This is a genomic window from Christiangramia oceanisediminis (assembly GCF_022570735.2).
Taxonomy (GTDB): domain Bacteria; phylum Bacteroidota; class Bacteroidia; order Flavobacteriales; family Flavobacteriaceae; genus Christiangramia; species Christiangramia oceanisediminis.
In genome coordinates this window covers 134,421-153,716 of record NZ_JANCNS010000003.1, presented here as the reverse complement: position 1 = coordinate 153,716, position 19,296 = coordinate 134,421, and the positions used below count along the sequence as shown (strand labels likewise).

General features: G+C 43.2%; 14 protein-coding genes and 1 tRNA gene. 3 read left to right on the top strand and 12 right to left on the bottom strand.

Annotation, left to right across the window (positions count from 1 at the left end):
• Positions 1 to 36 precede the first annotated feature (36 nt).
• The 12 genes from dapB to MKO06_RS13340 form a co-directional block, all read right to left on the bottom strand.
• Complete coding sequence (gene dapB, locus MKO06_RS13395) at positions 37 to 756, bottom strand: 4-hydroxy-tetrahydrodipicolinate reductase (protein WP_241552576.1); 720 nt, start codon at positions 754 to 756, stop codon at positions 37 to 39.
• 1 nt (position 757) lies between these two features.
• Positions 758 to 1,348: a DUF5683 domain-containing protein gene (locus tag MKO06_RS13390; protein ID WP_241552575.1), complete on the bottom strand. Its 591-nt coding sequence runs from the start codon at positions 1,346 to 1,348 to the stop codon at positions 758 to 760.
• Positions 1,338 to 2,243, bottom strand: a complete 906-nt coding sequence (locus MKO06_RS13385; RefSeq protein WP_241552574.1) for a ParB/RepB/Spo0J family partition protein — start codon at positions 2,241 to 2,243, stop codon at positions 1,338 to 1,340. Before MKO06_RS13385 ends, MKO06_RS13390 begins: the two co-directional genes overlap by 11 nt.
• 6 nt (positions 2,244 to 2,249) lie before the next feature.
• The gene (locus MKO06_RS13380) at positions 2,250 to 3,011 is read right to left on the bottom strand and encodes a ParA family protein (RefSeq protein WP_241552573.1); all 762 of its coding nucleotides are present in this window, start codon (positions 3,009 to 3,011) and stop codon (positions 2,250 to 2,252) included.
• Between the two features lie 159 nt (positions 3,012 to 3,170).
• The gene (locus MKO06_RS13375; RefSeq protein WP_241552572.1) at positions 3,171 to 5,993 is read right to left on the bottom strand and encodes a M16 family metallopeptidase; all 2,823 of its coding nucleotides are present in this window, start codon (positions 5,991 to 5,993) and stop codon (positions 3,171 to 3,173) included.
• Between the two features lie 185 nt (positions 5,994 to 6,178).
• Positions 6,179 to 7,060: an SDR family oxidoreductase gene (locus MKO06_RS13370; protein ID WP_241552571.1), complete on the bottom strand. Its 882-nt coding sequence runs from the start codon at positions 7,058 to 7,060 to the stop codon at positions 6,179 to 6,181.
• A gap of 194 nt (positions 7,061 to 7,254) precedes the next feature.
• Entirely contained in the window at positions 7,255 to 9,387 is a 2,133-nt protein-coding gene (scpA, locus tag MKO06_RS13365; RefSeq protein WP_241552570.1) for a methylmalonyl-CoA mutase, read from the bottom strand.
• 11 nt (positions 9,388 to 9,398) lie between these two features.
• Positions 9,399 to 10,802: a methylmalonyl-CoA mutase subunit beta gene (locus MKO06_RS13360; RefSeq protein WP_241552569.1), complete on the bottom strand. Its 1,404-nt coding sequence runs from the start codon at positions 10,800 to 10,802 to the stop codon at positions 9,399 to 9,401.
• A gap of 32 nt (positions 10,803 to 10,834) precedes the next feature.
• Positions 10,835 to 11,149, bottom strand: coding sequence for an FtsB family cell division protein (locus MKO06_RS13355; RefSeq protein ID WP_156282568.1), 315 nt, complete (start codon positions 11,147 to 11,149; stop codon positions 10,835 to 10,837).
• Positions 11,150 to 11,168: 19 nt separating this feature from the next.
• The gene (gene udk, locus MKO06_RS13350) at positions 11,169 to 11,777 is read right to left on the bottom strand and encodes a uridine kinase (protein WP_241552568.1); all 609 of its coding nucleotides are present in this window, start codon (positions 11,775 to 11,777) and stop codon (positions 11,169 to 11,171) included.
• 130 nt (positions 11,778 to 11,907) lie between these two features.
• Positions 11,908 to 12,378 (bottom strand): c-type cytochrome, encoded by a 471-nt coding sequence (locus MKO06_RS13345; protein ID WP_241552567.1) that lies wholly within the window; start codon positions 12,376 to 12,378, stop codon positions 11,908 to 11,910.
• Positions 12,379 to 12,383: 5 nt separating this feature from the next.
• Positions 12,384 to 13,574, bottom strand: a complete 1,191-nt coding sequence (locus tag MKO06_RS13340; protein WP_241552566.1) for a PQQ-dependent sugar dehydrogenase — start codon at positions 13,572 to 13,574, stop codon at positions 12,384 to 12,386.
• A gap of 355 nt (positions 13,575 to 13,929) precedes the next feature.
• Between MKO06_RS13340 and MKO06_RS13335 the strand changes: the two genes are divergently transcribed.
• The 3 genes from MKO06_RS13335 (at position 13,930) to MKO06_RS13325 (ending at position 19,248) form a co-directional block, all read left to right on the top strand.
• Positions 13,930 to 14,004: transfer RNA gene (locus MKO06_RS13335), tRNA-Pro, on the top strand.
• A gap of 455 nt (positions 14,005 to 14,459) precedes the next feature.
• Entirely contained in the window at positions 14,460 to 17,582 is a 3,123-nt protein-coding gene (locus MKO06_RS13330; protein ID WP_241552565.1) for a SusC/RagA family TonB-linked outer membrane protein, read from the top strand.
• A 19-nt stretch (positions 17,583 to 17,601) separates the two neighbouring features.
• The gene (locus MKO06_RS13325; RefSeq protein ID WP_241552564.1) at positions 17,602 to 19,248 is read left to right on the top strand and encodes a RagB/SusD family nutrient uptake outer membrane protein; all 1,647 of its coding nucleotides are present in this window, start codon (positions 17,602 to 17,604) and stop codon (positions 19,246 to 19,248) included.
• Positions 19,249 to 19,296: the final 48 nt, after the last annotated feature.

Genomic DNA, 19,296 nt, shown 5'->3' with positions numbered 1-19,296 from the left:
AGAGTATAGGGCCAATTTTAGGGCTAAATGTTACAATTAATTTTTAAAAAGATCAGATAAGACATCTTTCATCGTGAAAATTCCGGTTTTATCTTTCAGGTATTCTCCGGCGATCACTGCACCCAGGGCAAAACCCTGCCTGGATTTTGCGGTGTGTTTGATCTCAATGCTGTCTATTTCTGAATCGTATTTCACCGTATGTGTTCCCGGAACATCTTCCTCACGCTTTGCATACACCGGGATCTCGTCCTTATCAGCATCCTCCAGTTGCCATCCCTTAATCCTTGGGTTCACGTCGATGATCTGTTCGGCAAGGCTTATGGCTGTACCACTGGGGGCATCAAGCTTTTTGGTATGATGAATCTCTTCGATTTCAGCGGAATAGTCTTCCAGTGATTGCATCATTCCAGCCAGTTTTTGATTGAGCTCAAAGAAAATGTTCACTCCAAGGCTGAAATTCGAGGCATAGATAAATGCCGAATTCTCTTCGGAACAGATCTTTTTTGCCTTCTCGTAATCGTCAAGCCATCCAGTTGTACCAGAGACCACGGGGATCTGTTTCCTGAAACAGGTGGTGATATTCTTAAATGCGGCTGTGGGAACGCTAAAATCAATGGCGACATCTACAGATTCGGCATCCAGATCATAATTATCGATGTCGTCGCTAACCTTTACAACAACTTCATGTCCACGGGATTTGGCGATCTTCTCGATCGTTTTTCCCATTCTTCCGTAACCTAAAAGTGCGATCTTCATTTTAAAAATTGAAATTAAGTGTGAGTCCGTAATTGGTTTTTCCTGAAAAGGCATCGAAATCCAGATTGGGTTTTAAGCTAAGATCCTCATCTACGTTGAATTGCCTCAGGTGTGCCTCTACGTTTGCATCGATGATATTAAGCAAATAAACACCAAGGCTAACAAGGATGGAAATTTCCTTGTTTTTCTGGTAGAACTCCTGTGCCCGAATCAGGGCATCGGTACTAACCCGGTTCTGAAATTCATCTACCCTGCCGGCAAGCCTGTCTTTATAGGCATTTCGATACCTGTCATATTGTTTGTCGTTTTCCAGGTAGAAATATACTCCTGTTCCAATCCCGGCATAAGCGATAGGGATCTTCCAGTAACTGCCATTGTAGGCCTGGCCTAAACCAGGTAGAACAGCCGAATAGAAGGCTGCTTTGGCAGGGGCAAGGGCATTATAAGGTTCATAATCCTGTTCCCTGACCTCTCTTCTTAATTCTCTTTTGGACTTGTTTTCTGGTGTGACCAGAAGGGAATCCTGTTGGGCTGAAGCAATCGAAATGATGATCAGGAAGAAGAACAGGCAGTAATGAGTTTTAAGCTTCACCCCGGATTAATTTTTTCAACCTTTCAAAATCTTCTTCTGATGAGAATGGGATGGTTAATTTTCCGCTTCCTTTTTTGGTGACCTTAACATCTACCTTGGTTCCCAGGTATTCTGAAAATTCCTTAACCCCTTTTTTATAGGTTTTTGGAACCGATATATTCTTTTTCCTGGCTGCCGGCTCCTTTCCGCCGCTGTTTAATTCCCTTACCAGTTGCTCTGTCTCCCTTACCGAAAGTGATTTTTCGATTATTTTCTCATAGATATCCAGCTGCTGCTGAGTATCCTCGATATTTATCAACGCACGGCCATGGCCCATGCTTAGAAAACCATCTCTCATCCCGGTCTGGATGATCGGGTCAAGTTTCAGCAATCTTAAATAATTGGCAATGGTAGACCTGTTCTTCCCAATTCGTTCACTCAACTGCTCCTGGGTAAGATTGATCTCATCTATTAAACGCTGGTAAGAAAGGGAAATCTCGATAGGATCAAGATCCTGACGCTGGATGTTCTCTACCAGGGCCATTTCCAGGGATTCCTGGTCATTGGCGATACGGATATAGGCCGGAATGGTCTTTAAACCTACCAGCTTGGAGGCTCTAAAACGTCTCTCACCAGATACCAGCTGATATTTATTAAAATCGAGCTTCCTTACCGTGATAGGCTGTATCACGCCAAGTTCACGAATTGAGGAAGCCAGTTCTCTTAAGGATTCTTCGTTAAAACTAGTTCTGGGCTGGAACGGGTTTACCTCTATGGAAGAGAGTTCCAGTTCAACTATATGACCAACCAGTTTGTCGGCATTCTTATCTTCAACAGTTTTTATATCATTATCGGGATCTTTCAGCAGGGCTGAAAGTCCTCTTCCCAAAGCTTGTTTTCTGGTTGCCTTCGCCATTTTCTCTTAGTTTTTCTTGATGATTTCATTTGCCAGGCTTAGATAATTGCTGGCTCCTTTGCTGGAAGCATCATAATTGATAATGCTTTCTCCATAACTAGGTGCTTCACTTAAACGCACATTTCGCTGTATGATTGTCTCAAAGACCATCTCGTCGAAATGTTTCTTTACCTCTTCAACTACCTGGTTGGAAAGCCTTAACCTGGAATCATACATGGTTAACAGCAATCCCTCTATATCGAGCTTGTTGTTGTGTATCTTTTGTACGCTTTTGATGGTGTTAAGCAATTTTCCGAGGCCTTCCAGCGCGAAATATTCACACTGAATGGGGATAATAACCGAATCTGAAGCAGTAAGGGCATTCAGGGTTAGCAAGCCAAGCGACGGAGCGCAATCGATAAGGATAAAATCATAAAGATCTCTCAAAGGCTCGATTGCATCTTTCAGCATGGATTCCCTTTTTTCCTGGTCTACCAGTTCTATTTCAATGGCTACCAGGTCTATATGGGCCGGGATGATGTCCAGGTTAGGGGAGCCGGTCTTCATGATGGCATCTTCGGCCTTTATAGAATGTTCCAGCAACTGGTAAGTCCCTGTTTCAACCTCTTCTACATTAATTCCAAGGCCTGAAGTGGCATTGGCCTGAGGATCGGCATCAATCAATAATATCTTCTTTTCCAGAACCCCCAAAGATGCAGCAAGGTTCACAGATGTTGTGGTTTTTCCCACGCCTCCCTTTTGGTTGGCAATAGCAATGATTTTACCCATTAAAAGCGTATGATTTTTAAAAGGTAAAAATACAATTTATTATAGCTTTAGAAAATGAAATTGTTAACAGCTTCTAAATAAAAACCGGCAGCTCCGTATTATTCATGAACTGCCGGTTTACATGATTGTTTATAAAATCGGAAAAGTCGCTGCCTGATCTTAAGATTTCTCAGTTTCAGGCATCAACACTCCCAACAGGTAGTTTTTATCAAGGTGTTTTTTAGCCATTTTCTGAATGTCATCGGCTTCCAGGTCTTCGATCATATCATTGAACTCGTTGATATCGTCATAATCGAAATCATTTCGTTCGATGTTTTCCATCTGGGATAACCAGAACCTGTTTTCCTTAAGTTGCTCCTTTCGGTTCAATCTCATGGTTTCTTTAATTTTTGCCAGGTCTTCTGAAGTTGGACCGTTCTCCCTGATGCGCTCTACTTCGGCAAGGGCCACTTCGGTCAAGCGCTCCACATTTTCCGGTCCGCAAGGGAATGAAATGGTGAAACTATAGCTTTCATAAGGGATCTTGGACATGTTACCCCTGGCTCCAACACCATAAACACCGCCTTCTTCTTCCCGTAACTCTTCAACCAGTTTGATGGTAAGGATCTCTCCAAGGGCTGAAATGGCAAATTCGTCTTCTTCGTCATATTCGGTCTCTCCATTCCAAAGAATTGTTACCTGGCTTTTAGGATCGGAACCTTTATACACGGTCTTTTCGCGCAACATATCGGTCTTTTCCCTGAATTCTGGTGCCTTGTATTCTTCTGCTGAATTAGAAGAAGGTAGACTCGCGATGTATTGAGCAGCATAATCCTTAAGCTTTGACTCATCTACGTTTCCTACAAAGAAAAATGTGAAATCTGAAGCATCGGCGAATCTTTCCTGGTATTTGGCATAGGCCAGGTCATAATCCATCTGGTCATAGGTTTCAGGGGTTGGGAAACCAACGTATCTTGGATTGCCTTCATTCCTGAATTTACCCAGTTCATTCTGAAAATAGAAGTTTGGATTAGACATCAGGTTGCCAAGGAAATTTTTCTGCTTGGTCACGAACGAATTATAAGCTTCCTCGTCTTTATTGAGATCGGTGAAATACAGGTAGATCATCTGCATCATGGTCTCGAAATCCTTAGGTGTACTGCTTCCCCTAAGACCTTCTGAATAGGAGCTGATGCTTGGTGCGACCGAAACGATCTTCCCGCTCATCATTTTGTTCAGGTCGTTTTTGCCCAATCCGGCGATTCCGGCTTCGTCCAGGCCTGCATTGGCATAAACGGTAGCTTTAAAGTCCGCATCGGTATACAAAGAAGTTCCTCCCGGGCTGTAGGCCGAAAACAGGATCTCATCGTTCTTGAAATCGGTCTTTTTATAAACCACTTTAGCTCCGTTGCTCAGGATCATGGTTTTGATCCCTAGCTCGTCATCGGTTTTTACCTCTTTGATCGAGCCTGCCTGCGGCATTTCTGTGATCAGGTTCTCCCTGATATCCTCATCGGCATATTCCTCGACCTCGGCATTTTCAACTTCATTCAGTACAGCCAGCACCTGTTCTTCGGTTACCGGAGTTAAAGATTCCTTTTCAGGACCAGTTAGAACCACCACACGGTTTTCGTCATGGATAAAATCATTGATCAGTGCGTTGATATCTTCCAGTTTTAGGTCATCGATATTGTTTTTGGCAAATTCATAGGTCCATTCGATACCCGGCATTGGTGCGTCTTCCAGGAAATGATTCAGATACTGGCCAATTATTCGATTGCTCTCCTGCTTGTCCCTGTCTTTATACTGTTTTTCCAGCCTTGCCAGGTATTCGCTTTTGGCTCTTTCAAATTCACTTTGATTAAAGCCGAAACGCTTCACCCGCTCATTTTCCATGGCTAAAGCCTTTAATGCCTCAAGTTGCTGGTCCTCGCCAACCATGGCGAAAGACTGGTAAGCGTTCTTTTTCGGCGAATACGTTCCACCGTAATAGGAGAAACCATAAGTAAAAGGCGGATTAGGACTATTTGCCAGTTCCTGAAGCCTGTTATTGATCATGCTTGAAAACATGCTTTTCTCCAATTGCTTTTTGTAATCGGCGATCGTAACCACATCTTTTGCCTCTTCAAGATCCTTGTAATAAATCTGTACACGGCTGAAGTTCGCCTCAGGGTCTGATGCGATGGCGACAAAGGTTTCGTCGTGGTTCGGTACCCCGTATTCCTTGCGTTCACGCGGATCCTTCCTTGCCTCGAGGTTCGAAAAATGAGATTTGATCTTTTGTTCGATGGTTTCCACGTCCAGGTCACCAACAGCGATCACTGCCATTAAACCGGGGCGATACCAGTCTTTATAGTAATTTCGGATGGTCTCGTAACTGGCATTTTCGATCACTTCCTTCTTTCCTATCGGAAGTCTTTCGGCATACCTGGAATTATACATCAACTTCGGAAGGTATTCCTGCATCATTCGTTTATCAGGACCCAGACCAAGGCGGTACTCTTCCAGAACCACACCGCGCTCCTTGTCGATCTCCTCTTCGGTTAACAGCGCGTTATGAGCCCAGTCTTCGAGGACAGTGAAACCGCCTTCCAGTTTTTCCGGATCGTCACTAGGGATAGGCAGAATATAAACCGTTTCATCAAAACTGGTGTAGGCATTCAGGTCGGCTCCAAATTTAACCCCGATGCTTTGCAGGTAATCTACCAGTTCGTTCTTTTCAAAATTCTTGGTCCCATTAAAGTTCATATGCTCGATAAAATGTGCCAGTCCCTGCTGGTCATCATTTTCAAGCAAAGACCCGGCCTTGATGGCCAGTCTCAATTCAAGTTTGTCTTCCGGTTTGCCGTTATTTCGAATGTAATAAGTAAGCCCGTTATCAAGTTTTCCAATTTTCACATTGGGATCTTTGGGGATCTGGTCGGTGTCTTGTGTTTGGGCGAAGGCAAAACTTCCCGCCACCAGAAACAGAACCCAAAGGCTGCTGGTTAATCGTTTTCTCATAAAATTTTGAATAGTTATTAATAATATGAGGACTAAATTAGGTTTTTATTCAGGAAATAGGCTTTAAACAGGTGGTTATTTACGATAAATATTTAACGGTATCCTGTAAAATAATAATCCGGAATCTTCGCTAGAAAATTCCGGACTGATTATAAAGTTATTAAAAACCTGAAAAATGAAGTTTATTACTTGCCTTTCTGGGCTTTGATCATTTCTTCCAGCATATCCCACATCTCTTCAGGGACCCGCTCCAAAAGATTAAACTGGCCGGCGCCTTTCAGCCATTCTCCACCATCGATGGTGATCACTTCTCCATTTACATATGCCGAAAAGTCTGAAACCAGGTAAGCGGCCAGATTTGCCAGTTCCTGGTGGTCGCCAACTCTTTTTAACGGAACCTTTTTAGCCAGGTCGAATTTTTCCTTAAGATCTCCAGGTAAGAGTCGGTCCCAGGCTCCCTTGGTAGGGAAGGGGCCAGGTGCGATCGCGTTCGACCGTATCCCATATTTTGCCCATTCCACGGCAAGTGACCTTGTCATGGCCAGAACACCTGCTTTAGCGGTGGCGCTTGGCACCACATAAGCCGAACCAGTCCAGGCGTAAGTGGTGACGATATTCAATATGGTTTTATTTTCTTCTTTTTTGTCGATCCAGTGTTTTCCCAGAGCCAGTGTACAGTTCTTGCTACCTTTCAATACAATATCGATAATAGTGTCAAAAGCATTGGCGCTCAATCTTTCGGTTGGAGAAATGAAATTTCCTGCGGCATTGTTCAGAAGTATGTCTACGGAACCGAATTCTTCTACCACCTGGTCGCGCATGGCTTCCACCTGGTCGTAATGTCTCACATCACATTGAACCGCAAAACAGGTTCCTCCGGTTTCCTCTTCCAGTTCCTTCGCGGTATTCTGAAGTTTTTCCAGGTTACGTGAAGTAATAGCAACTTTTGCTCCCAGTTCCAGGAAATAACGGGTCATTGATTTTCCCAGTCCGCTGCCGCCCCCGGTCACGATGATATTCTTTCCTTCGAGCGCATCGTCCCGAAGCATTTTTTTCTTTAGATCCATAATTTCAGTATTCAGTTTTCAGTTCGCAGTATTCAGTTCTCAGTTCTCAGTTTTCAAAATAGAGTATACATTTTACAGTAATTTTCACTGCCAATTGAGACTGCCCACTGCTTACTGGTTTTTTAAATTCAGTATACAATATTCAATATACATTAATTTTCACTGCCAACTGCTACTGCTCACTGCCTACTGGTTTATTCGTCGATTAAAATTTCCAGTAACTGTATCGCTGCATCGCTGATCTTGGTTCCGGGGCCAAATACAGCCACCGCACCGACATCAAACAAGTATTGATAATCCTGCGAGGGGATCACCCCTCCAACGATCACCATGATATCTTCTCTTCCTAATTTCTTTAATTCTTCGATCACCTGCGGAACCAGTGTTTTATGACCAGCAGCCAAAGATGAAACTCCCAGGATATGCACATCGTTTTCCACCGCCTGTTGCGCAGCCTCAGCCGGGGTTTGGAAAAGCGGACCTATATCCACATCAAATCCAAGATCGGCGTAACCGGTGGCGACTACCTTGGCACCTCGATCGTGACCATCCTGGCCCATTTTGGCGATCATGATCCTTGGCCGGCGGCCTTCCATTTCGGCGAATCTATCGGCCAGTTCCCTGGCTTTATTGAATGAGCTGTTGTCTTTCATTTCTTTTGAATATACCCCGCTAAATGACTGGATTTTTGCCTTATATCTTCCATAAACATCCTCCAGCGCGTTGCTGATCTCTCCAAGACTGGCTCTTTCACGAGCAGCTTCAACTGCCAGCGCCAGTAAGTTAGCATTTTCTTCCTTCGCAGCTTTTCTGAGATTCTCCAGTGCCTGCTGAACTTTCTCCTCGTTTCTTTCCGCTCTTATCTTTTCCAGTCTTGCGACTTGTTGTTTTCGTACCGTTTGATTATCGACTTCCAAAGTGACCAGTTCTTCCTCTTTTTCGAGTCGGTATTTGTTCACCCCAACGATCACATCGGTCTCGCTATCGATCCTGGCTTGTTTTTTGGCTGCAGCTTCCTCGATCCTCATTTTCGGAATTCCGGCTTCGATAGCCTTGGTCATTCCACCGAGCTCTTCAACCTCTTCGATCAGTTTCCAGGCTTTTTGAGCGATCTCCTCAGTAAGTTTTTCCAAATAAAAGCTACCTGCCCAGGGGTCCACAGTTTTGGTGATATTGGTTTCCTGCTGAAGGTATAATTGTGTATTTCTGGCAATTCTGGCTGAAAAATCGGTTGGAAGCGCGATGGCCTCATCCAGGGCGTTGGTGTGTAAACTCTGGGTTCCGCCGAAGGCTGCCGCAGCTGCCTCAATACAGGTTCTCGCTACATTATTGAAAGGATCCTGCTCGGTCAGACTCCATCCACTGGTTTGAGAATGTGTTCTTAAAGAAAGGGATTTTGGATTTTTAGGATTGAACTGTTTTACCAGTTTTGCCCAAAGCATTCTTCCCGCTCGCATTTTGGCGATCTCCATAAAATGGTTCATCCCGATCGCCCAGAAAAAAGATAGCCGGGGAGCGAAACTATCGATATCCATTCCTGCATCCAGTCCTTTCCTGATGTATTCCAGTCCGTCGGCTAACGTATAGGCCAGCTCGATATCACAGGTCGCACCTGCTTCCTGCATATGGTAACCTGAAATACTAATACTATTAAATTTCGGCATATTTTGAGAGGTATACTCGAATATGTCTGAAATGATCTTCATCGACGGAGTAGGAGGGTAGATGTACGTATTTCTAACCATGAACTCCTTTAAAATGTCATTCTGAATGGTTCCCGAAAGCTGTTCCGGTTTTACGCCCTGTTCTTCCGCAGCTACTATATAGAAAGCCATAATTGGCAAAACCGCTCCGTTCATGGTCATGGAAACCGACATTTTATCCAGCGGGATCTGGTCGAACAATATTTTCATATCCTCAACCGAATCGATCGCCACACCTGCCTTTCCAACATCTCCCACTACGCGGTCATGATCGGAGTCGTATCCACGATGCGTTGGCAGGTCGAATGCTACCGAAAGTCCTTTCTGGCCTGCTGCCAGGTTTCTACGATAAAAAGCGTTGCTTTCTTCAGCAGTTGAAAATCCTGCATACTGCCGAATGGTCCACGGCCGACTTACATACATGGTGCTATATGGTCCACGTAAGTAAGGTGGAATACCCGCCGCGAAATTCAAATGTTCGGCATCTGAAAGATCAGATTTCGAATAGGAGGTTTTGATATCGATCTCCTCCGGGGTCGTGAATAATTCCTTGTTCGATTCTGAAGGCCTGCTTTTGATATCCTTCTCCTCGAGACTTATATTTTGAAGATCTTTGCGTGGCATAAATCTTTATTTTATTGGGTTGGCTGGCTTTGTTTTTCTTCCTCTAGTCGCTTCTGTTCCAGTTCTTCGCTAAGCCTTTTTTCAAGAATTGGTTCCAGTAAGGTTTTCCTGGGATTTCGCTTCAGGAATGGATATAATTCCAGGTCTTCTTTCATCCGGTCTTCAGGATTTTCATATTTATTGGTGCCTATCAAAACAAGGTCGCCATTGTTGAACTTTTCCTGTTCTAAAGCTGCGCTTTCCTTGATCTTTTTCTGAATAGTTCCTGCCTTCAATTCCTTTAAAAAGCCTCCACCTTCTTCGATGGTTTTGAAAATTTCCAAAGCTTTTTCAGCCAGCTGCCTGGTGAGCGTTTCGATATAATAAGTCCCTTCAGCTACATTTCCAACCTTATCCAGGTAGCTTTCATTCCGCATGATCAGCAACTGGTTGCGGGCGATCCGGTCGCCAAATTCGTTATTCTTATGATAGATCGCATCGTAAGGCATGTTACAGATCGCATCGGCCCCACCAAGTATCGCGCTCATGCTTTCGGTGGTGGTACGAAGCAAATTCACGTTGAAGTCATAAAGGGTTTTGGTGCGTTTCGTTGGTTCGGCAATAAGATGACATTCAGAATTAAAACCGAATTGTTTTGCAATGGTCGCGTGTAGCCATCTCAGCGCTCGTAATTTGGAGATCTCAAAGAAATAATCAGATCCCACCGAAACCACGTACTGAAATTTGAAATTTTTCATTTTCTCTACCGAAAGATCCATCCCAGAAGAATGGTTCAGGTATTCGGTAAGCTGTGCAACTGAGTAAGCCAGCTGCTGCGGGATATTGGCCCCGGCATTCTGGTACAGCGACAGGTTGATGCTAACTGCCGACTCGAAATTTTTAGAATTCTGAACGATCCTTTCCAGCTGCTCATGATCGGCTTTCAGGTTATCGAACCAGTTACCTGTGCGGGCCAGTTTCCCGATGATGTCATTCTGAACATATACCTTCAATTTCCTTTTTTCCAAAAAGGAATCCAGTTTCTCAATGAATTCGGCATCCAGGAATTCAGGTTTCAGGTAAATGCTGGTGCCCTCAGGAATATTCGAAAACAGGCTTTCGAAAACGATTTCTTTTTCGGGTAAAATAAACCAGATGGCTTCGGTACCTCGCTGAAGTTTTTCCCGGGCTTTGGAATTAGCCTGTTCAGCAGAAGTGACATAAATTTTCTCGCAGATATTCCAGTGTGCCGGATTGGCAATTTTCAGGGTCTCTTGTAGGTCTTCCGAAGAATAGAATGGTCGAATATCGATACCATGAAGCGTTTTGGTTACCAGTTTTTCGTTATAATCGGCACCCTTAAGATCGGCCTGGATCTTTTGCTTCCATTGTTTTGCAGAAACTTCTTCAAATTCCTGAAATAACAATTGTTTCATCTTGATTGGTTTTAGACAGAAGGAATGCGGGCTTAATCTACCGTATCGTATTCGATGATATAGATCTCTTCATTAGGTCTTTTCATATAATATTTCTGCCTGGCGAACTTTTCAAGTTCCACCGAATCCTGAAGCTGCTGGATCACCGCCTTGTCTTTCGCAATTTCCTTCTGATAATAGTTCTTATTGTCCTGCAGCTCGTTTAGCTCCTGGTCGAGTTCATGGTGAATGAACCAGGAATTGGTATCCAGGAAGATCATCCAGCCAGCAAAAACAAGGCTTATAAGCACATATTTATTGCTGATGATCCGGAACCAGGATTTGTTACGCAGGTCTTTAAATTTCATACCCGGCTAAGATACAAAATTAGGTTAAGCGATCCTTGATGATAGTTTGTACAATATCAACCGCTACCGTGTTGTAACGGTTAGTAGGAATAATGATATCGGCGAATTCTTTGGTTGGTTCTATAAACTGCTGATGCATGGGCTTTAAGGTCGTTTGGTAACGCCATAAAACTTCTTCAAGATCTCGACCCCGTTCGGCTATATCGCGTTTGAGTCGGCGAATCAGGCGCTCGTCACTGTCGGCATGGACATAGATCTTGATATCAAATAATTCTCTTATCTCGGGATGGGTAAGGATAAGGATACCTTCCACGATCACTACTTTTCGAGGATGAATTTCGATAGTTTCGCCGGTTCGGTTATGCTGTTTAAATGAGTAAACGGGTTGCTGAATGGATTTTCCGGATTTTAATTCTCTTAAATGCTGGGCAAGAAGATCGAAATCTATGGATTTTGGATGGTCGAAATTGATCTTTTTCCGGTCTTCGAAGGATAAATGAGAAGTGTCCTGGTAATAAGAATCCTGGGAGATCACATCAACTTCTTCATTCTTTAGTTCGTCGATGATCTGGTTTACAACCGTCGTTTTTCCGCTCCCGGTGCCCCCGGCAATTCCAATTATCAGCATATCTAGAAAATTTCGGCAAAGGTAGTATTAGTTTTCAAAAATTCTTAGTCTGAATTCTTTTCAATTTTATCACTACCAGAATAAACAAAAAAAACCGGACACGAGGCCCGGCTTTATAATTGATAAACTTTTACTCGGCTTCTTTCTGAATGGCAGCAACTTCTTCAACTGTCACCATATCCTTGATATTATTAGACCATGAATTCATTACATAGTTCATTGCATCTGCCACTTCCTGGTCGCTCAATCCCATTGGAGTCATGATATTATCGTATTCTTCGCCATTTACAGTGATAGGGCCTTGCATCCCGTATTTCACGCCCCGTATGCTCTCCTCTCTTTTCTCGGTAAGCCAGTTGGAGCCGTCGAGTGGAGGATAAGTGCCTGGAATCCCTTTTCCTGAAGGAAGGTGGCAGGTAACGCACAGGTCGTTGTATATGACCTTTCCTCTTTCAATACTTGCAGTAAGAGGAGTTTTTGAAGCTGATTTTTGTGATTCAGGAATAACGTAGGACTCTTCTTCGCTGTCATTCTCTTTTTTATCTGATTTACAGGCAAACAAGGCTGCGCTTATTCCGAATACAAGCAAAATTTTTCTCATTCTTATTATTCTTTAATGGTTAATTTGGCAATTCCTTTTCCTTCTACGGCAACATAAATATTTCCGTCAGGGCCCTGGCGTACGTCTCTTACACGGCCAATATCCTCCAGCAATTTAACTCTTTTGGAAATCTTTTTCCCGTTCAATTCGAGGTGTTCAAGATATTGAAATTTTAAGGACCCAACCAGAAGATCACCTTTCAGGTCTGGATAATTATCTGAAGTTACATAAGCAAATCCGCTGGGGGCGATGGAAGGTACCCAGTAAAAAATGGGATCTTCGAACTCCGGTCTGGAGGTTTCATCAGTAATGGTTGAACCGTCATAATTCTCACCATAAGTTACCACCGGCCAGCCGTAATTGGCTCCCTTTTTTACCACGTTGATCTCGTCTCCTCCCTGAGGCCCATGTTCATGCACCCATATCTCTCCGGTCTCCGGGTTCAATATCATACCCTGCGGATTTCGATGCCCGTAAGAGTAAATAGCGTCAACAGCATTTTCCTCACCAACGAAAGGATTATCTGACGGGATGCTGCCATCGTCATTTAAACGGTAGACCTTCCCATTATCACGGGTTAGGTCCTGGGGATTCACATCCCTTGCTCCGCGTTCCCCGATGCTGAAATACAGATAACCTTCTTTATCAAAAGCTATCCTGGAACCGAAATGCTGTCCTTTAGTTGTATTGGGCGTGGCCTTATAAAGAACTTCCTTGCTGGTTAACTGGTTTCCCTGGAGTTTAGCCCTCATAAGGGCAGTATTTCCGCCTTCGCCTTCACCTTCAGAAGATGCATACGTTATATAAAGCCAGCCGTTGCTTTCATATTCCGGGTGCAGAACGATATCCAGGAGTCCGCCCTGGCCGCGGTTGTAAACCTGTGGCACTCCCTGGATCTGGGTTTTATTTCCATCCTTAAAATGAATGATCTCACCTTTCTTTTCGGTAATAAGCATACTGCCGTCAGGAAGGAAAGTGAAACCCCATGGAATATCAAGATCTTCCACGACCATTTCGTAGGAATAAGTATCTGAACTTTCAGCTTCTATAGGTTCTGGAACCTGGGTAGGGGAGTTATCCTGATCATTCACCGATTCGGTGTTTTCTCCGATCCCGGTAGTATCATTCGTTTTACCATTTTCACCACAGGAGATCAGCCCCAGGCTTAAACTTAGCACGATCAATGTTTTCTTCATAGCATTGTAAATTGACTTGGATATATTTTTTAGGTGATCTAAGATATAAAAATTTGAAACTTTTATTTGTGAGCGTTTAATTATTATTATATTTGCCGCCCAATTGAGGTTGAAAGGCCAATTTTGGTGATAAAAGTTCTTCGGGTTTTGCATGATTATCGACCTGAATCGATGTAAAGCAAATCCTGAATTTTGAATAAAAAATATTGAATGAATTGCGAAAGCAATTTCGGGGTGTAGCCCTTATCCCGCATACGCGGGATCAGGATGAACTCCGCCCGGTTCCCGGTCTACTTTTAAAATAGATAAGGAATCTTAAATAATGAATATTGAATAAATAGCTTTAGCTATTTATCGGGGTGTAGCGTAGCCCGGTTATCGCGCCTGCTTTGGGAGCAGGAGGCCGCAGGTTCGAATCCTGCCACCCCGACAAAAAAAGCCCTGCACATTAGTGCGGGGCTTTTTTGTTGGTCTCAAGCGAAGGCTTGCTTTCAGGCTGCAGACCAGGCAAAAAGACCAGGCAAAAAGACCAGGCTGCGATAGTCTGCGGGCTTTTTTCTGGCTTCCTCAACTCAGGGGCACCTACCGCAGGGAGGTAATCCTGAAATTTAGGTCACCTACCTCTCCACTTACGTATAATTTCTCCAGGATTTGCAATTAACCTACAGGAAATTTTTCACTGAACAGAAGGTTTTTGAGTTGACATTATTACAAAAATGCTGGTTTTTTTGATTCGGAAGAACAATGTAAAAATTTGCTAAAACTCTTGTTTCTTTAAATTTAAATTAAGTTTTTAACAAATTGTGAATATAAAACACAAGAAAAACTTCTGTTCTTAACAATTTATTGGTATATTTGATCTAGGCTAATTCAAATCTATATCAGATGAAAAGAAAACTACGATTAATTCTAATCTTACTAATTGCGCTAGTGACCCAAGTAGGTCTTGCGCAGGAAAAGACGGTCACCGGAACGGTAACCGATTCAGACGGTTTGCCGCTACCTGGGGTGAACGTATTGATAGAAGGAACCAACACAGGTACTCAAACCGATTTTGATGGAAATTATTCTATTCAGGCGGAGCAGGGGGATGTCCTGGTTTTTTCTTTTGTAGGAATGCAACAGGCCGAATATACGGTAGGTTCTGTTAGTATTATTGATGTAACCATGCAGCTGGATAGTGCTACTCTAGAAGAGGTGGTAGTTGTTGCATATGGTACTACAAGTCAGGAAGCTTTTACCGGATCTGCGAACGTGATTGGTGCTGCCGATCTTGAAACCAGGAACGTAACTTCTCCAATTGCAGCGATAGAAGGTAAGGCTACAGGGGTACAGTTTACTTCTCCTGCGGGACCTGGTGAATCACCAGGAATCGTAATTCGTGGGGTAGGTACCCTGAATGGTGATACCGATCCATTGTTTATTGTAGATGGAGTTCAGTTCGAAGGAAGTCTTAGTGCGATCAACCAGGAAGATATTAAGTCCTTCACAGTACTTAAAGATGCTGCTTCTACTTCCCTTTACGGTTCACGAGCTGCGAACGGGGTTGTGATCATTACAACCAAAAGCGGTACAGCCGGAGAAACCAGAATTAGTTTGTCTGCTCAAACAGGTTTTGTGACCAATGGAGTTTCTTTCTACGATCAGATATCTCCTGGTCAATATTATGAAATTATGTGGGAAGCGCTTAAAAACTCCAGTGCCGGTGGTGGAGATCCACAATTTGCAAGCGATAATATCTATAATCAGCTGGCATATAATCCATTTAACGTGCCAAATGACCAGATCGTTGGGGTAAATGGACAATTGAATCCTGATGCAGAGGTTATTTATAAAAGTTTGGACTGGTTCGAAGAATTGACCCAAACCGGAATAAGAACCAATTATAATATGAATGTTTCGGCAGGGGGAGAAGACCATACTGTGTATTTCTCAACCTCATTTCTGGATGAAGAAAGTTATGTGATCACCTCAGGATTCGAACGATTTACCGGTAGGTTAAATGCTGAATTTGATGTAACCGATAAATTTAAGGTAGGTGGTAATACTTATCTTACCATCTCAGAAGCCAGAGGCCCAAGTTCAGCAGGTACGGGTAGCATTGTAAATCCATTTGGTTTTGCTTTAGGGGTAGGTTCAGTATATCCTGTATACGTGAATGATCTTGACGGAAATATTGTCTTAGATGATTTTGGAAATCCGGTTTTCGATAACGGGGAAGGTTTTCCTGAATATAACATAGGTTCCAGACCTATTAACCAGGGACGTCATGCCATTCAGGAATTACTTCTTAATAATGAGCGGGATAAGGATAACTACTACGGGGTCCGGCTATTTGGCGAATATGAAATCATAGAAGGATTAAACATAAGGTTGAACTATGGACGTGACATTAGTGAACTTTGGGAAAGAGAATACGAAAATGCGATTATTGGTGATGCTCAGCCTGATGGGCGTCTGAGCGAGACTCGAGCTCGGAGGGATATTGAAAACTTCAACCAGATCCTTACTTATAACCAAAGTTTTGGTGATCATAATGTTGATATTACTGCTGGTCATGAAAGTTTCGATAGAAGTATCTCTGATATGGATGGCCTAAAAACGATCCAGGCTGCAAACGGGATTTTCGAATTCGCAAACTTTTCAAATATCGTAGATCTTGACGGAGCAACCTTTGATAAAGGAATTGAGGGATACTTCCTGAGAACCAATTACAACTTTAAAGATAAATATTATTTAAGCGGTTCGGTACGACGTGATGGTTCTTCCGTTTTTCAAATGGACAGTAGATGGGGTACCTTTTACTCTGTAGGGGCCTCCTGGAGGATTGACCAGGAGGGCTTTATGGACAACGTATCGTTTATCGATAAGTTGAAAGTTAGAGCATCTTATGGTGAAGTTGGTAATGACGATCTTGGTGACAGTTACCTATCCCAGGCAAGATTCACCATTACTTCTAACGCAGCTAACCCGGCAATTCTATTTACCGATATCGGGAATGCCGCTCTTCAATGGGAAACCATAGAGAATTTTGATGTTGCTTTAGAATTTGCTCTATTCGATAATTTCCTGGAGGGGTCTTTTGAATACTATAGAAAAAATTCCAGCGACCTGTTGTATAATTTACCGATTGCCCTGAGTAATGGTTTAAACCAGGTACCGGTAAACCTTGGGGATATGTATAACTCCGGTTTAGAAATGGCTCTTACCGCTAATCTTATAAACCGGGATGACTTTGACTGGAATCTAACTTTACAGGCTTCTACCTTTAAAAATGAGATCACTTTCTTGCCAGATCCTTTTATCAACGGAAGTAAAAGATGGGCTGAAGGGCGTTCCAGGTTTGATTTCTTCCTGTTGAGAACTGCAGGTGTAGATCCAGAAACAGGAGACCAGTTATTCTATGTTTATGAAGATGATGAGAATGGGGAAAGCGTTCCGGTTCTTGATGAGAATGGAAATATTGAAACTACCAATGACTGGCAGGAAACCCAGCAGGCATATACCGGAGATTCTTCAATTCCTGATCTTCTTGGTTCGGTTGCCAATAGCTTTAGCTATAAGGGTTTCAATTTCGACTTCCTGATCACTTATGGGGTAGGTGGAACTGTACTTGATAACGCATATGCTGGAATGATGCATAGCGGAAGTTATGGTAACTCATTACATCCTGATATTTTAAATGCATGGAGAGAGCCAGGCGATATTACCGATGTTCCAAGAATGGAAAATGGAAATCCTAACCTGGTACGTACTCAATCTGACAGGTTCCTGACCGACGCATCTTTCTGGGCACTGAAGAACGTGAATATTGGATATAACTTTAGTGGTGACACCACCGAAGCTTTAGGTCTTGACAATCTACGTATTTCAGTAACCGGAGAAAACTTATATTTAGGTAGTGAAAGAGATGGACTTGATCCTCAATATAACCTGGCAGGAACTTCTCCTGGAGATGACTTCTCTCCGCCAAGAATTGTTTCAGTAGGTGTAAATCTTTCTTTCTAAACGATAAAAAAATAAAACTATGATAAATAAATTCAAATATTGTGTTCTGATATTATTTGCAATATCGATCACATCCTGTAGCGAGGAATTCCTCGAAAGAACGCCTACAGACGCTATCTCTGCAGCAGATGCACTGTCCAGTCAGGAAAATATGCAATTGGTACTAAACGGGATTCACCGTGGATTATATTCTCAATCCCAAACGGTTTTTCCGGGCGGGAATACCGCAAGGGCAAACAATCATTATTGGGTGCCAATGGGTGATAATCTAACTGGAGATTTGATTCATTCAGCCAATGCCAATAACCTGTCCTGGCGCTCTGTAATGCAGTGGAATGAACATACAGATCAAACCTCTTTAACTACCGAATTGCTGTGGTATCACCGCTATAATATTATCCTGCATGCGAACCTGTTGATCAATGGGATTACTGAGGGTGATTTTTCTGAAACTGCTCAATTGAATTCGATCCTGGGACAGGCCTATACCTATAGAGCCTATGCTTATTTGTCTTTGGTTCAGCATTATGCCAAAGGCTATCTAATTGGTGACCCGGCTTCTGATCCTGGAGTGCCATTATTGTTCTCTTCAGAATCGCCTTTTACCAGTCAGCCAAGATCAACGGTTCAGGAAATTTATGACCAGATAGGCGCTGACCTTGATGCTGCCATTTCGGCCTTTGAAAATGGAGCCGGAAGATCCGGAGGTGGAGCTGAAGCGAAATCTCAGTTGAATATAGACGTAGCCTATGGTTTAAAAGCCAGATGGGCGCTATCTAAAGGAGACTGGGCAACAGCTGCTGAATCCGCTCAAATGGCCAGGGAAGGTTATGCCCTTTTAGGTGAGGACGACTGGAAAACTGGATTTAACACGAACAATCTTTCAGAAGTGATCTGGGGAAGCCACGTGATCCAGGCCGAAACAACCTTCTTTAGATCTTATTTCTACCTGGCCAGTAACACCTTTAACGGTAGCCAGATAAGGAATAATCCTAAAATTGCCGATCGTAGAATGGTAGATGCCATTCCTGAAACAGATTATAGAAGAGATGTATTTTTACCAGATGCACCAAACTCTAATACTTCAGCAGCCAATGGTAACGGTGGTTGGGCCAATAACGTGAATCCTCTTTATGAAACTGAAGAAGAATTCGATGCTGCTATAGCTGAGATCAAAGATACCTATGGATTGGTTTCAGGTCATAACACACATCCTTATATGCATTTCAAGTTGAAACAGGCAAACCCGGGTACCATTGATCCGGATGATGTGATCTATATGCGTGCTTCTGAAATGTACCTGATCGAGGCTGAAGCTAAACTAATGATGGGTGATCTGGACGGGGCCATTGAAGCCTTAAGGCCTCTTGCGGAGGCAAGAGACAGCGCCTGGAATGATTCTTTCGCTTCAGAAGATGAATTTTTCGAACACCTTAAGTTCCAGTGGAGACTTGAATTGTGGGGAGAAGGATTTGGTTATACCAACCACATCAGATGGGATGAAGGTATAGACCATGCCGCGGATGGTGGTTCCGGAGCTTCTGAAGTTCTCTACCAGAACGCCTTCCAGATCGAAAGACCTTCGATCAACGACGACTGGATCTTTAAGATCCCGCTTGCCGAGATCAACGCGAATCCAAACCTGAGTTCATCAGATCAAAATTAATTTCAATTCAATACTTTTTGAATTAACCAGAGACCCTCAACGTAAAAG